Consider the following 12635-nt stretch of genomic DNA (forward strand, 5'->3'; position numbering starts at 1 on the left):
CACCGGCTCGCGATGTCCATCGGGGGCCGGCACGAGCCGGTGGCCACTCACCCCCTGAAAGAGGTACATCAATGAGCTCGCCGTCGGCACCGGAACGATCGTTGGTGGGGCCGGCCTCGCCGGCAGGCGGACTTAGTGGACGGAGAAGCCGCCGTCCACGTACAGCATCTGGCCGGTGACGAAGGAGGAGGCGGGGCCGGCGAGGAAGACGGCGGCGGTGGCGAAGTCCTCTGGGACGCCGTTGCGGCCGACCATGTGTCGGACGGCAAGGGCCTCCACGCGTCCGGGGATGGCCTGGGCGGGTGCGGTGAGGGGGGTGAGCACGAAGCCGGGGATGATCGTGTTGACCGTGACGCCGCGCGGTGACCAGGCTTCGGCCTGCGAGCGGGTGAGTCCGGCGAGGGCGGCTTTGGCGGCGCCGTACACGCCGCTGTCGCCGAAGGCGCTGATGGTCTGCTGGGAGCCGACGTTGATGATCCGGCCCCAGCCGCGCTCGGCCATGGGCGGCGCGAAGCGCTGGCCGAGGCGGTAGGGGGCGGTGAGGTTGACGGCGATGGTCTGCTCGTAGTCGTCGTCGGTGAGCTCGGCCATGGGCTTGCGGATGTTGTTGGCGGCGTCGTTGACGAGGATGTCGATGTGTCCGGCCTCCGCGCAGACGCGGTCGACGTCGGCCCGCTCGCCGAGGTCGGCGCTGATCCAGCGGGCGTTGACGCCGTGCCCGGCGAGGCGTTCGGCGGCGGCCTCCAGTTCGGGGCGGCGGCGGGCGACGAGCACGAGGTCGGCGCCCGCCCGGCCGAGCGCCTCGGCCATGGCGTAGCCGATCCCGGAGCTGCCGCCGGTCACCAGGGCGGTACGGCCGTCGAGGGAGAACAGCGTGCGAAGGTAGTCGGACACGGCGGCAAACTACCAGGTCGCGTCAGGCTCCCCCTGCCGGGGTCAGCTCGAAGTCGATCTCGAAGGTGCGCCGCCACGGCAGGGACACCTCGCCGAGCCGCCACGATTCCCCGCCCGGCAGGCGGCGCAGCGCCGCGCTGAGCTCGCCGTGCACGGTGTCGGTGTACCCGGTGGGCACGCCCGGGGCTCCGGCGAGCCTGGTCCTGGCCACCGCCTGGTAGGCGTGGTCCTCGACCAGCCGGTGCAGCAGCAGCCGCTGGGCGGCGCCCGCGTCGAGGGTGCCGTCGCGGGTGCCGACGACGGTGGCGACGGCGGCGGCCACCACCGAGCCGATGGTGTTGCCCGCGGTGTTCCAGCCGCCGTAGGCCACCAGTCCGCCGAGCAGGCCCTCACCCAGCAGTGCCTCGACGAGGTCGGGGTCGCCGCCGTTGGTGTGCCGGACGTCGGCGAGGGCCACAGGCGCGCCGGAGTCGAACGCCTCGCGGACGGCCTTGACGGTCGCGGCCACGGCGGCGGCGTCGGGGGCGGGCGGGTTGCCGAGCCAGTCGGTGCGCGCCGGGTCGGGGGTGTGCAGGACGAGCACCACGTCGGCGTCCTGGCCGTCCGCGGCGATGTGGGCGCCGGCGGCGTGCACCTGCCTGCGGGCCCCGGCCCCGGCGGGCAGGTTCTCGTAGGGGGCGACGAGGTCGAGGCCGGCGGGGTCGCCGGCGGTGACGCGGATCCGGATGGGCCGTCCGTGGCCTGCCGCGAGGGAGCGGGCGACCAGCACGGCGCCGACCTCGTCGGCGCCCGGGTACATCAGCAGCGTGCCGTCCGGTTGCAGGGCCCGCGACCAGTGGCGCAGCCAGCTCTGTTCCACCGAGCCGGCGGAGTGGACGGCGGTGTCGTCGGCGGTGATGAGCAGCGGGTCGACGACTCCTTCGGCCAGCAGTCGCAGGGCTTCGAGGTTGACGACGTGGTTGCGCAGGCGGCGCAGCTCGAAGTCCGAGCGGATGTCGGCGGGTACGGCGGGCGGGGTCTCGGCGCCGGGGTCGCCGCCGGTCAGGTCGCCGTGGTGGGCGCGGTGCAGCACTCCGCCGAGGGCGTGCAGTTCGCGGCCGTACTGCGGCCAGTAGGGCGGTTCCTCGTCGCCGTGGTAGCTGTCGCTGGCCCGGGTGACGAGGGAGACGGCGGAGACGGGCAGGTGGGGGCGGGCGGCGCGCAGCTCGCGCAGGGCTCCGAGGCGGCGCAGGACGGTAAGGGTGTCGTCGGCGGTGGTCCTGGCGGGGATGAGGCCGCCGTGGACGAGCATCTCGACGCAGACCACGGCGGCGTCGACGTCCCGGCCGCAGGTGTCGAGCAGCCACTGGCCGAGCAGGTCGGCGTTGCCGGGGGTGCGCATGGCGGGCAGCAGCGCGGGGTCGGGCAGGACGGTGCGGGCTCCGGCGATGGCGGCGACGTCGGCGGGCAGGCGGGTGTTGACGGGGCGCTCGTCGAGGGGGAGTAGCGCGATGTGCATGCGGGTGGCTCCTGCTCAGGCGGTGGGGGTGTCGCGGTAGATGGTGAGCTGGTAGGAGTAGCGGTCGCCCCGGTAGAGGGAGTCGGCGCGTTCGATGGCTCGGCCGCGCGCGTCGTAGCCGGTGCGCTGGACGAGGAAGGCGGGGGAGAACGGCGGGGCCTGCAGCGCCTTGGCGTCGGCGGGGTCGAGGACGGTGGCCTTGATGGTCTGCTCGGCCCGGTGCAGGGTCAGGCCGTACCTGGTGGAGAGCACCTCGTAGAGGGAGCCGTGCAGGTCGGCGCCGAGGTCGTCGGGGACCAGGTGGGCGGGCACGTAGCTGTGCTCCAGGCACATGGGCTCGTCGTCGGCGGTGCGGACCCGGCGGATGTGCAGCACCTCGGCGGATGGGCTGATCTGCAGGGCGTAGCCGATCTCGGCGCCCGCGGGCACGCGTTCGCTGCTGACGTGCAGGGAGCCGGGCCGCAGGCCGCGTGAGCGCATGTCCTCGCTGAAGGAGGTGAGCTCGACGGACTTGGCGATGCGCGGCTCGCTGGCGAAGGTGCCCGAGCCTTGGACGCGGTAGACGCGGCCTTCGCCTTCGAGCTGGTCGATGACGCGCCTGACGGTCAGGCGGCTGACGGCGAACTCCTCGGCCAGGTGCCGCTCGGTGGGCAGGCGGTCGTGCGGGGCCAGCTCGGCGCCGAGCAGGGCGACGAGGTGCCGGCGGAGCCGCTCGGACTTGGCCGGGGGGCGCTCCGGTGCGCCGGTGGTCGTCATGAGGCCTCCGGGTCGGTGGTGATCAAGGGGCAGTCTAACCGCGAACCAGGCAATTGGTGTACCCCACCCCTTGACCCATGATGGCGGATTGGTTATACCAATCACTACAAATCCCCCATTTTCCGAGGAAGCTCGCATGAAGATCGTTAAATTGGGCATGCCCTTACTGATGGTGGCGGCGATGGCGGGTTGCTCGGGTGGCGGCGAACCCGCGGGCAAGACGACGATCACGTTCTCCTACCTGTGGTCGGGAACGGAGGCCGAGGCGCTCGAGAAGATCATCAGCGAGTTCAACGCCGGCCAGGACAAGATCGTGGTCAAGGGCGTGTCGAGCCCCGACAGCCAGAAGCAGCTCGCCTCGATGTCCAGCGCCTCGGGCACCTTCGACATCTCCGACAACTTCGGCAACGCCGTCGGCTCCTGGGCGGCCAAAGGCATCCTGGCCCCGCTGGACGACCTGCTGAAGGACGTCGACACCGGCGCATTCGCACCCGCCGCGATGAACCAGATGCGCTACCGGGGCAAGACCTACGCGCTGCCGATCTCGGTGCACACCTTCCAGCTCCTCTACAACAAGAAGCTGCTGGACGAGGCCGGCGTGAAACCGCCGACGACCACCGAGGAACTGGCCGCGGCGATCGGCAAGCTCACCAAGACCGACGACAAGGGCGCCATCACTCAGCTCGGCCTCGGCAACCCCAGCCTGCCCAACTCGCTGACCACGCTCGGCTACGCCTTCGGCGGCACCTGGGACGGCACCGACCCGGCCGCCCCCGCCCCGACCCCCGCCGACCCCGGCAACCTGGCGGCGCTGACGTTCTGGCAGGACACCATCACCAAGAAGTACGGCGCCGACAAGGTCGCCGCCTTCACCGCCGGCTGGGGCCAGTACATGTCGGCGCAGGACCCCTTCTACGCCGGCAAGGTCGCCATGGTGATCGACGGCGAGTGGCAGGCGGTGTCCATCCCGAAGAACGCGCCGGAGCTGGAGTGGGGCGTCACCGCCATCCCGGTGGCCCGCCCCGACCTGGCGGGCGCCACCCAGCTCACCGCCAGCACGCTGTTCATCCCGGCCAACTCCAAGCACAAGCAGGAGGCGGCGGTCTTCCTCAAGCACCTGGTCGGCGAGAAGGCGATGCGCGACTTCAACCTCGCGCTCGGCAACCTGCCGGCCCGCACCGCGATGGCCGACGACCCGGCCTTCGCCCGCATCCCCAACTTCACCGCCTGGATGGAGGCGATGAAGTCGCCCAAGGTCCGCTCGCTGGCCAGCGCCCCGTACGCCGCCGAGTACGCCACCGACCTGGGCAGCGCCTTCGACTCGGTCGCAAGAGGCGGCGCCACGCCGCAAGAGGCGATGGCCAAGGTCGCCGACCGGGGCAAGAACTATGCGCGCGACTGAGCGCGCGGGACGGCGGCGCGAGCTCCTGAGGGGGCTCGCGTTCGCCGCGCCCTTCCTGATCGGGTTCGCGGTCTTCATCGCCTACCCGATCCTGGCCTCCTTCCGCTACAGCTTCACCGACTTCAACCTCTTCCAGGAGCCGCAGAGCGTCGGCTTGGACAACTACGCGAGGATGCTGTCGGACGAGCGGATGTGGCAGAGCCTGGGCAACACGCTCTACCTGACCGCCCTCGGCGTCCCGCTGACCATCGTGATCGCGCTCGCCGGGGCGCACGTGCTGAACATGCCGGTGCGCGGGCAGCCGCTGTTCCGCGCGCTGGTGTACCTGCCGACGATCGTGCCGGTCGTCGTGGGCGGCTACCTGTGGCGCTGGCTGCTCAACGCCCAGTACGGCTTCGTCAACCACGGCCTGAACCTGCTCGGCATCCCCGGCCCGCTGTGGCTGGAGAACCCCGACTGGTCACGCCCGGCCATCGTGCTGATGTCGCTGTGGACGGTCGGCGGCACCATGGTCATCTACCTGGCGGCGCTCAAGGACGTGCCCGCCGACCTGTACGAGGCCGCCGCCATCGACGGCGCCGGAACCTGGCGGCGCTTCACCCACATCACCTGGCCCGCCCTGTCACCGGTCACGCTGTTCCAGGTCATCGTCACGCTCATCGGCTTCCTGCAGATCTTCGCCCAGCCGTACCTGCTCACCCAGACCCGCCTCAACACCTCCAGCGGCGGCCCCGAGGACACGATGCTGAGCTACGCCATGTACCTGTTCCAGAACGCGTTCGTGTTCCTGAAGATGGGCTACGCCTCGGCGATGGCGTGGGTGCTGTTCCTCATCACCCTGGTCATCACCGCGGTGCTGCTGCTGACATCGCGCAGGTGGGTGCACTATGGCTCGCGCTGAGCGGCTGCGCCGGGCCGGGCGACGGCTGGCGGTGGCGGCGCTGGTGCTGCTGTTCGCCTTCCCGTTCCTGGCCATGCTGAGCACCGCCTTCAAGCTGCCGGAGGACGTCTTCCGGGCGCCGCCGACGCTGCTGCCGGCCGAGTGGACGCTCGGCAACTTCGCCACCGCCTTCGAGCAGATGCCGGTGTGGCGCTACCTGGGCAACACGCTGTTCATCTCCGCGGCCACCGTGATCGGCACGCTGGTCGCCTGCCCGCTGGTGGCCTACTCGCTGTCGAAGCTGCGCTGGCGCGGGCGCAGCGCGCTGCTGGCGGTGGTGCTGTCCACCATGATGCTGCCGCCGCAGGTCACGATGATCCCGATCTACCTGCTGTGGAACGCGCTGAACGCGGGCGACACCTACTGGCCGCTGATCGCCCCGGCCTTCTTCGGCACGCCGTTCCTCATCTTCATGATCCGCCAGTTCCTGATGAACGTGCCGGACGAGCTCATCGCCGCGGCCCGCATGGACGGCGCGAGCGAGCTGCGCATCTACCTGTCGATCGTGCTGCCGCTGGCCCGGCCCGCGCTGGTGACCTCGGCGGTCTTCCAGTTCGTCTGGACGTGGACCGACTTCCTCAACCCGCTCATCTACCTCAACGACAGCGAGAAGTACACCTTGTCCATCGGTCTGTACGCCTTCTTCGGCGAGCACGACGTCGCGTGGGGGCCGCTGCTGGCCGCCTGCGTCATGTTCACCATGCCCGCCCTGCTGATCTTCATCTTCGGCCAGCGGTACTTCGTGGGCGGCATCTCCGCGGGAGCCCTCAAGTGAGCGGCCCGCTGGAGCGGGTGCGCGGCGGCCTGGTGGTCTCCTGCCAGGCGCCGGCCGGGCACCCGCTGCGCGATCCGGAGGTGATGGCCCGCCTGGCCGAGTGCGCGGTCCTCGGCGGCGCGGCCGGGCTGCGCGTCAACTCCGCCGAGGACGTGCGGGCGGTGCGCCGCCGTACCGGCCTGCCCCTGATCGGCCTGCACAAGGTCCGCCACGGCCACCGCGACGTCATCACCCCTTCGCTGGAGCTGGCCGGACGGCTGGCCGAGGCGGGCGCCGACGTCATCGCCGTCGACCTCACCCCCGAGTCACCGGGGCCGGGCCTGAAACTGATCACCGACGTGCGCGAACAGCTCGGGCTGCCGGTCATGGCCGACGTCTCCACGCTGGAGGAGGGCCTGGCCGCCTGGCAGGCGGGCGCCGACGTGGTCGGCACAACCCTGTCCGGCTACACGGCCGGCCAGCTCCCCCCACCGGACGAGCCGGACCTGCGGCTGGTCGAAGCACTCGCGGCACGCGAGGTGCGGGTCATCGCCGAGGGCCGCTACCGCACCGAGGCCCAGGTACGGCAGGCGTTCGCCAACGGCGCCTGGGCGGTCGTGGTCGGCGGCGCGATCACCGACCCCGTCGCCATCACTACCCGCCTGGCCGCCGCCGCCCCGGGCCGGGCATGAGCCCGCTCGCGCTGGCCGTCGACATCGGCGGCACCAAGATCGCCGCCGGGCTGGTGGCCGCCGACGGCACCCTCACCGACCGGCGCAGGACCGCCACCCCCGCGGGCGCGGGCGGCCCCGCCATCATGGCCGCAGCCGTCGAGCTGGCCCGCCCGCTGGCCGCGCGGGCCGCCGCCTGCGGCATCGGCACGGCCGGAGTCGTCGACCCCGCCGGCCGCATCGCCAGCGCGACGAGCCTGCTGACCGGCTGGGCGGGCACCGACGTCAAGGGCACGGCCGAGCGGGCGCTCGACCTGCCCGCCCTGGTCCTGAACGACTGCCACGCCGCCGGAGCCGCCGAGGCCCGCGTCGGAGCCGCCCGCGGCGCGCGGACCGCGCTGGTGGTGGCCGTCGGCACCGGGATCGGCGCCGCCTGGTGCGAGGACGGGCGGGTGCGCACCGGCCGCTCGGGCACCTGCGGCAGTCTCGGCCACCTGCCCGCCCCCACCTCGGCCGGGCTGCCCTGCTCGTGCGGCGCGCTCGACCACATCGAGGCGCACGCCTCCGGCCCGGCCATCGAACGCGCCTACCGCGCCGCGAGCGGCCGGAACCTGCCGCTGGCCGCGATCGGGCGGCTGGCCGCGGACGGCGAGGAGCCCGCCGTCCAGGCGATCGCCCGCGCGGCGGCGCTGCTGGGGCGCGTCCTCGCCGGGGCCGCCAACCTCATCGACCCGGACGCCGTCGTCGTCGCGGGCGGGGTCGCCCTGCTCGGCCCCGTCCTGCTGGAGCCGATGGGCGCCGCCTACCGCGCCGAGGCGCTGCCCGCGCCCGGCGCCGTCCCGATCGTGCCCGCCGTACTCGGCGAGGACGCCGCGCTGGTCGGCGCGGGACTGCAAGCCCTGTCCACCCTCACGAACGGAGCGTCATGATCCGCCGACTCCTGGCCCTGCTGTTAACCGCCGCCCTGGCCCTGACGGCCGCCCCGGCCGCCGCCGACATCCCGAAGGGAAGGAACCTGCGCGCCCAGGCACTCAACGGCCCCTCCATCCAGATCGACCCCACCTTCCCCTACTACCAGAACCGCTCCCCGGCGAGCATCGCCGACGAGATCGCCCGCGCCGGCTACCGCTCGGTCCACTACTTCGTCACCAACGAGAAGCGCATCGACGGCGACCTGGTGCGGGCCCTGCGCTCACGCGGCATGGCGGTCTGGGCGCTGACACTCGCCTTCGGCTCCTACACCGTCGAGGGCTACCCGGCCGACTACCCCTCCTGGCAGCAGAAGCTGCTCAGCGCCTCCCAGCCGGGCTTCTACTCCTTCTCGCCGTGGAGCGCCGACTACCTGGCCTTCAAGAAGCGGTCGCTGGCCGAGGTGATCCAGAAGTACCCCTTCGACGGCATCGAGCTGGCCGAGTCGTTCCTGCCCGACTGGAACGGCATCTCCTCCGGCTTCTACGGCGACGTCGGCCCGCTGGCCGAGGCCGCCTTCAAGGCCGAGCACGGCCTGGAGATGCCCGACTTCACCGACCCCGCCTCACCCCGCTACTACCTGACCGACACCGCCCGCTACGACACCTGGGTCGACTTCCGCGTCGCCGGGGTCAACGCGTTCCTCGGCGAGCTGGTACGCGGCCAGGACGGCCTGCGCCAGGCCCGCCCCGGCGTCCTGGTCGGCAGCTGGTCCATCGCGGTCGACGCCGGAGACGGTTCCGTGGCCCGCGAACGCGAACTGCAGGCCGTCGACGCCCCCGCGATGATCGACGCTGTACGGCCCGACATCCACTTCATCCAGACCAACTGGCCCGACTGGCTCAAGCCCGACCTCGCCCCCGGCTACGTGGCCGGCTACCGCCCCTACGTCGACCAGATCAGGCGAAGCCACCCCACGCTGCGGCTCGGCGTCCAGGCCGACATCGGCTCCACCGTCGCCACCGCCCGCGACCGGGAGTGGATCGCCTCCTTCGAGGCCGCCGCGACCGAGCTGGGCTTCTCCACCTGGACCGCCTACGAGCACTCGCTCGGCGCCTACATGTACCGCGAGGCACCCCAGGTCAAGGCCGTGACCTGCGGGCCGCGCCGGATCACCGTCCACTTCCACAAGCGCGTCGACGCCGCCGGAGGCGCCTTCACCGTGCGGTCCTCGCGGCCGGTCGCGGTGCGGGAGGTGACGGTCGACGGGAACCAGGCGATCCTGCGGGTGGACCGGCTGCCGCGCGGCCGTTTCACCCTCGGGATCGAGGGCGTGAAGGACACGCCGTCGCTGTGGGTGTTCAACAAGACGATGCCCGCCAACACGGTCCCGGCCGGGTACACGGTCTCCGGTAGCTGTTAGCGGGGCGCAGCGGCGCACACCGGGCGTGTGCGCCGCTGGCAGGACCAGGCGGCGCCGCCCAGCGCCACGCCGTACGGTCCGAAGGCGCCCAAGCCGCACGCGGCGATCGTCCAGGTGTCCCAGGCGGCGCTCGCCCCGGCCGGGGGGAGGGTCGCCAGGAGGTGGACGATGCCGATGACGCCGTAGGGGCCCAGGGTGAGGGCGCCGAGCCAGGCGGGGGGTGAGCTAGCCGCCTTCCGCCGGGGGCGGCGCGTCGCACCCGTGCTCCGGGCCGGAGTCGGCGAGGTGGTCCTCGTAGACGCCGACCTTGTAGTCGATCAGGTCCAGGCACTGGGTGAGGCGGCCGATCTGGGCGGTCACCTCCTCGCGGTGCTCGCGCAGCAGGGCGAGCCGGTCGGCCTCGCAGATCCGCGCGTTCGGCTGCTCGTCCTTCCCGGCTGAGGAGATCGTCGAGGCGCACCACGTGGCCGAGCGCCGCGGCCTGGGCCGGTTCAGGACCGAGCAGCCGCCGTACTCGCTGCTGGCCCGTGGGATCGAGGCCTCGGTGCTGCCGGTCTGCCAGCGCCTCGGCATGGGGGTGATGACCTGGAGCCCGCTCGCCTCGGGGTTCCTGTCCGGCAAGTTCCGCAAGGGTGAGCACGTCGACCTGTCCACCGGCCGCGCCGCGCTCACCCCGGGACGCTTCGACCCGGCGATCGCGGCGAACGCCGCCAAGTTCGAGGCCGTCGAGCGGCTCGTCGAGCTCGCGGAGGACATCGGCTGCTCGCTGCCCGAACTCGCGGTGGCCTTCACCGTGGCACATCCCGGCGTCACCTCGGTGATCATCGGGCCGCGGACCATGAGCCAGCTCGACGACCTGCTGAAGGGCGCCTCGCTCACCCTCGACGACGCCACGCTCGACCGGATCGACGAGATCGTGCCGCCCGGGACCAACGTGTACCAGCCCGACGGCGCCTGGCGCCCGTCGGCCCTGGGCGACACCGCCCGGCGGCGCCGCCCGCTCGCCGACCGCGCCGCCGGTTAGATCCCCGGGGTCGGGGGGATGGCGAAGCCGAACCGGAACAGGTTCGCCGGGTCGTGGGCGGCCTTGAGCCGGGTGAGGCGGCGGTAGGTGTCCGGGTCGTAGGCAGAGCGCACCTGCTCGGCGGTGGCGGGGCCGTAGTGGAAGTTCGGGAACGCGCCCGAGCTGTTCAGCGCCTTCGTCAGGTGCCGGTGGGCCGCCCTGACGGAGGCGGGGTCCTGGCCGTCGAGTCCGGAGACCACGTGCAGCGCGTAGCGGGCGTCGCGGTGCCCGATCACGGCCGCCGACGGCTTGGCCAGCGCGCCGCCGAGATGGCGCACCTGCAGCACGACCGGTACGGGGGCGCCCGGCCCGGCCAGCGCGAACGCGGTGTCCACGTCCAGGTCGCCGAGCATGGCACTGGCACCGGTGTAGGCGTGCGCGAACGGCGGGTCGTTGCTGATCGCGCCCGACTCGGTGTACGGCAGCTCGCCCAGGGTGTCCAGGAGGATCGGGCCCGCCTGCCGTAGCGGCGCGACCAGCCGTTCTCCCGAGGCGGCGTCGCCGGTGTAGGCGATCCGGACGTGCGCGACGTGCCGTCCGCGCAGCGGCTCGGCGACCGTGGGCAGGTCGGGCAGGGGGATGAGGGCGATGGCGGAGGTCAGCTCGTCGGGCACGGTCTCGGTCCAGTCGCGCCAGGCGCGCAGGACGTCGGCGGAGGCGGGGAAGTGGAGGCCGCCGCCGTACAGGCGGGTGACGGGGAGCAGGCCGATCTCCAGGCCGGTCACCACGCCGAAGTTGCCGCCGCCGCCCAGCAGCGCGCCGAACAGTTCGTCGTCGGGGGTGAGGCGGTGCGGGCGGGCGTCGGCGGTGACCACCTCGACGGCCCGCACGTGGTCGGCGGCGTAGCCGTACTGGCGGGCCAGCAGGCCCAGGCCGCCGCCCAGGATGTAGCCGACCGCGCCGACGTGCGGGGAGCTGCCGGACAGCGGCGCGAGGCCGTGGCGGGCCGCGGCCTCGATCACCTCCTGCCAGCGCACGCCCGCCTCCAGCCACGCCGTGCGCGCCTGCGCGTCCACCCGCACGCCCCTCATCGCGCGGGTGCTGACCAGCACGCCGCTCTCGGCCGTGGACACCAGGCCGTGCCCGGTGGCCTGCACCGCGATCGGCAGCTCCCGGTCGGCGGCGTACGCCACGGCCTCCCGCACGTCGGCCGCGCCGGTCGCGGCCACGATCAGCTCGGGCCGGTGCCGGCCCGCCTGCTGGAACCCGTCCCGTTCGGTGTCGTAGGCGGCGTCGCCGGGGTGAATGGTGCGCATCATGTCCTCGTCCTTCCGTAGCGGTTCCGAACCCCGACGGTAGGAGGGCTTTAGGACACAGAATGTCCGCAAGATGTGGCAGATTCGGGGACATGAGCAAGGACATGCCCGCGCGGATGCTCCGCCTGCTGTCGCTGCTGCAGAGCAGGCGCGAATGGCCGGGCGCCGAGCTGGCCGACCGGCTCGGCGTCAGCGGCAGGACCGTGCGGCGCGACGTGGAACGGCTGCGCGAGCTGGGCTACCCGGTGGAGGGGACGACGGGGACCGCGGGCGGCTACCGGCTGGTCTCCGGCCAGGATCTGCCGCCGCTGCTGCTGGACGACGACGAAGCGGTGGCCGTCGCGGTCAGCCTGCTCACCGCGGCCGACGGCACCGTGTCCGGCCTCGTCGACTCCGCGCTGCGGGCCCTCGCCAAACTCCAGCAGATCCTCCCGGTACGGCTGCGCCCGCGCTTCACCGCCGTGGCCGAAGCGATCACCCCCGTGACGCGTGGGAGGCAGCCGCGCGTCGACCCGGCGACGCTGGCCGTCATCGCCACCGCCTGCCGTGACGAGGAGCTGCTGGCGTTCGAGCACCGCAGCCGTTCGGGCGCGCTGACCTCACGCCGGGTCGAGCCGTACAGCCTGGTCAGCACGCACGGGCTGTGGTATCTGCTGGCCTACGATCCCGATCGGCGGGACTGGCGGACCTTCCGGGTGGACCGGATCACCGAGGCCAGGCCCACCCGCTGGGGGTTCACCCCGCGCGAGCTTCCCGGCGACGCCACCGCCCACGTCGCGCGCGCGGTCGCGGCCACGCCGTACCGGTACACCGCGCGGGCCACCGTGCGGGCGTCCGCCGAGGAGGTGTTCGCGCGCCTGCCCGCCTTGCTGCCCAGCAGGGTCGAGGCCGTGGACGGGCGCACCTGCGTGGTCGGCTTCGGCGCCGACTCCCTGAACACGATCGCGGTGGAACTGGTCGCCCTCGGCGCCGACTTCACCCTCGACGGACCGCCCGAACTGCTCGACCACCTGCGCGTGGTGGCCCGCCGACTGCTGCCGTGACGGCTGCGGCAGGCCCCGTCGGCCGG

Annotated in this window: 14 protein-coding genes; 9 read left to right on the top strand and 5 right to left on the bottom strand. The window is 72.9% G+C overall.

The features are described 5' to 3' along the window. Window positions 1-132: 132 nt before the first annotated feature. From ABZ911_RS26425 to ABZ911_RS26435, 3 genes are read right to left on the bottom strand one after another with little or no spacing between them, the layout of a single operon-like run. On the bottom strand, window positions 133-894 hold the full coding sequence (locus ABZ911_RS26425) for an SDR family oxidoreductase (protein ID WP_358061169.1): 762 nt from the start codon (window positions 892-894) through the stop codon (window positions 133-135). 22 nt (window positions 895-916) lie between these two features. Further along, window positions 917-2392, bottom strand: a complete 1476-nt coding sequence (locus ABZ911_RS26430) for a DUF4127 family protein (protein WP_358061172.1) — start codon at window positions 2390-2392, stop codon at window positions 917-919. 15 nt (window positions 2393-2407) lie between these two features. Continuing rightward, window positions 2408-3148 carry a GntR family transcriptional regulator gene (locus ABZ911_RS26435; protein ID WP_358061175.1) on the bottom strand — a complete coding sequence of 247 codons (741 nt, stop codon included), beginning with the start codon at window positions 3146-3148 and terminating at the stop codon, window positions 2408-2410. 136 nt (window positions 3149-3284) lie between these two features. On the opposite strand from ABZ911_RS26435, the gene ABZ911_RS26440 reads away from it, so the two are divergent. From ABZ911_RS26440 to ABZ911_RS26470, 7 genes are read left to right on the top strand one after another with little or no spacing between them, the layout of a single operon-like run. Next, window positions 3285-4550, top strand: coding sequence for an ABC transporter substrate-binding protein (locus tag ABZ911_RS26440; RefSeq protein WP_358061178.1), 1266 nt, complete (start codon window positions 3285-3287; stop codon window positions 4548-4550). Next, window positions 4537-5451 carry a sugar ABC transporter permease gene (locus ABZ911_RS26445; RefSeq protein WP_358061181.1) on the top strand — a complete coding sequence of 305 codons (915 nt, stop codon included), beginning with the start codon at window positions 4537-4539 and terminating at the stop codon, window positions 5449-5451. The genes ABZ911_RS26440 and ABZ911_RS26445 overlap by 14 nt, the downstream gene beginning before the upstream one ends. Then, complete coding sequence (locus ABZ911_RS26450; protein WP_358061184.1) at window positions 5438-6265, top strand: carbohydrate ABC transporter permease; 828 nt, start codon at window positions 5438-5440, stop codon at window positions 6263-6265. Before ABZ911_RS26445 ends, ABZ911_RS26450 begins: the two co-directional genes overlap by 14 nt. Then, on the top strand, window positions 6262-6936 hold the full coding sequence (locus tag ABZ911_RS26455; RefSeq protein ID WP_358061187.1) for an N-acetylmannosamine-6-phosphate 2-epimerase: 675 nt from the start codon (window positions 6262-6264) through the stop codon (window positions 6934-6936). The genes ABZ911_RS26450 and ABZ911_RS26455 overlap by 4 nt, the downstream gene beginning before the upstream one ends. After that, window positions 6933-7844, top strand: a complete 912-nt coding sequence (locus ABZ911_RS26460; protein WP_358061190.1) for an ROK family protein — start codon at window positions 6933-6935, stop codon at window positions 7842-7844. The genes ABZ911_RS26455 and ABZ911_RS26460 overlap by 4 nt, the downstream gene beginning before the upstream one ends. After that, a complete protein-coding gene (locus tag ABZ911_RS26465) occupies window positions 7841-9247 on the top strand; it encodes a hypothetical protein (protein WP_358061193.1) in 1407 nt (468 codons plus the stop codon). Before ABZ911_RS26460 ends, ABZ911_RS26465 begins: the two co-directional genes overlap by 4 nt. Window positions 9248-9274: 27 nt before the next feature. Further along, on the top strand, window positions 9275-9433 hold the full coding sequence (locus tag ABZ911_RS26470; protein WP_358061196.1) for a hypothetical protein: 159 nt from the start codon (window positions 9275-9277) through the stop codon (window positions 9431-9433). 39 nt (window positions 9434-9472) lie between these two features. On the opposite strand, the gene ABZ911_RS26475 is transcribed toward ABZ911_RS26470, so the two are convergent. Continuing rightward, complete coding sequence (locus tag ABZ911_RS26475; RefSeq protein WP_358061199.1) at window positions 9473-9607, bottom strand: hypothetical protein; 135 nt, start codon at window positions 9605-9607, stop codon at window positions 9473-9475. Here ABZ911_RS26475 and ABZ911_RS26480 point away from each other — a divergent pair. Continuing rightward, the gene (locus ABZ911_RS26480) at window positions 9582-10271 is read left to right on the top strand and encodes an aldo/keto reductase (RefSeq protein ID WP_358061202.1); all 690 of its coding nucleotides are present in this window, start codon (window positions 9582-9584) and stop codon (window positions 10269-10271) included. The genes ABZ911_RS26475 and ABZ911_RS26480 overlap by 26 nt on opposite strands. Here ABZ911_RS26480 and ABZ911_RS26485 read toward each other — a convergent pair. Beyond that, window positions 10268-11569 carry an FAD-binding oxidoreductase gene (locus ABZ911_RS26485; protein ID WP_358061205.1) on the bottom strand — a complete coding sequence of 434 codons (1302 nt, stop codon included), beginning with the start codon at window positions 11567-11569 and terminating at the stop codon, window positions 10268-10270. The two genes, ABZ911_RS26480 and ABZ911_RS26485, sit on opposite strands and share 4 nt — an antisense overlap. An 89-nt stretch (window positions 11570-11658) precedes the next feature. Between ABZ911_RS26485 and ABZ911_RS26490 the strand changes: the two genes are divergently transcribed. Beyond that, window positions 11659-12609 carry a YafY family protein gene (locus tag ABZ911_RS26490; RefSeq protein WP_358061208.1) on the top strand — a complete coding sequence of 317 codons (951 nt, stop codon included), beginning with the start codon at window positions 11659-11661 and terminating at the stop codon, window positions 12607-12609. Window positions 12610-12635 lie beyond the last annotated feature (26 nt).

The sequence above is a fragment of the Nonomuraea sp. NPDC046570 genome (assembly GCF_040645915.1).
Lineage (GTDB): Bacteria > Actinomycetota > Actinomycetes > Streptosporangiales > Streptosporangiaceae > Nonomuraea.

What these genes read in the sequence shown, in the direction of transcription:
- ABZ911_RS26430 (WP_358061172.1), bottom strand. Translation starts at nt 2,392, where the DNA reads ATGCACATCGCGCTACTCCCCCTCGACGAGCGCCCCGTCAACACCCGC.
- ABZ911_RS26435 (WP_358061175.1), bottom strand. Translation starts at nt 3,148, where the DNA reads ATGACGACCACCGGCGCACCGGAGCGCCCCCCGGCCAAGTCCGAGCGG.
- ABZ911_RS26440 (WP_358061178.1), top strand. Translation starts at nt 3,285, where the DNA reads ATGAAGATCGTTAAATTGGGCATGCCCTTACTGATGGTGGCGGCGATG.
- ABZ911_RS26445 (WP_358061181.1), top strand. Translation starts at nt 4,537, where the DNA reads ATGCGCGCGACTGAGCGCGCGGGACGGCGGCGCGAGCTCCTGAGGGGG.
- ABZ911_RS26450 (WP_358061184.1), top strand. Translation starts at nt 5,438, where the DNA reads ATGGCTCGCGCTGAGCGGCTGCGCCGGGCCGGGCGACGGCTGGCGGTG.
- ABZ911_RS26460 (WP_358061190.1), top strand. Translation starts at nt 6,933, where the DNA reads ATGAGCCCGCTCGCGCTGGCCGTCGACATCGGCGGCACCAAGATCGCC.
- ABZ911_RS26465 (WP_358061193.1), top strand. Translation starts at nt 7,841, where the DNA reads ATGATCCGCCGACTCCTGGCCCTGCTGTTAACCGCCGCCCTGGCCCTG.
- ABZ911_RS26485 (WP_358061205.1), bottom strand. Translation starts at nt 11,569, where the DNA reads ATGATGCGCACCATTCACCCCGGCGACGCCGCCTACGACACCGAACGG.
- ABZ911_RS26490 (WP_358061208.1), top strand. Translation starts at nt 11,659, where the DNA reads ATGAGCAAGGACATGCCCGCGCGGATGCTCCGCCTGCTGTCGCTGCTG.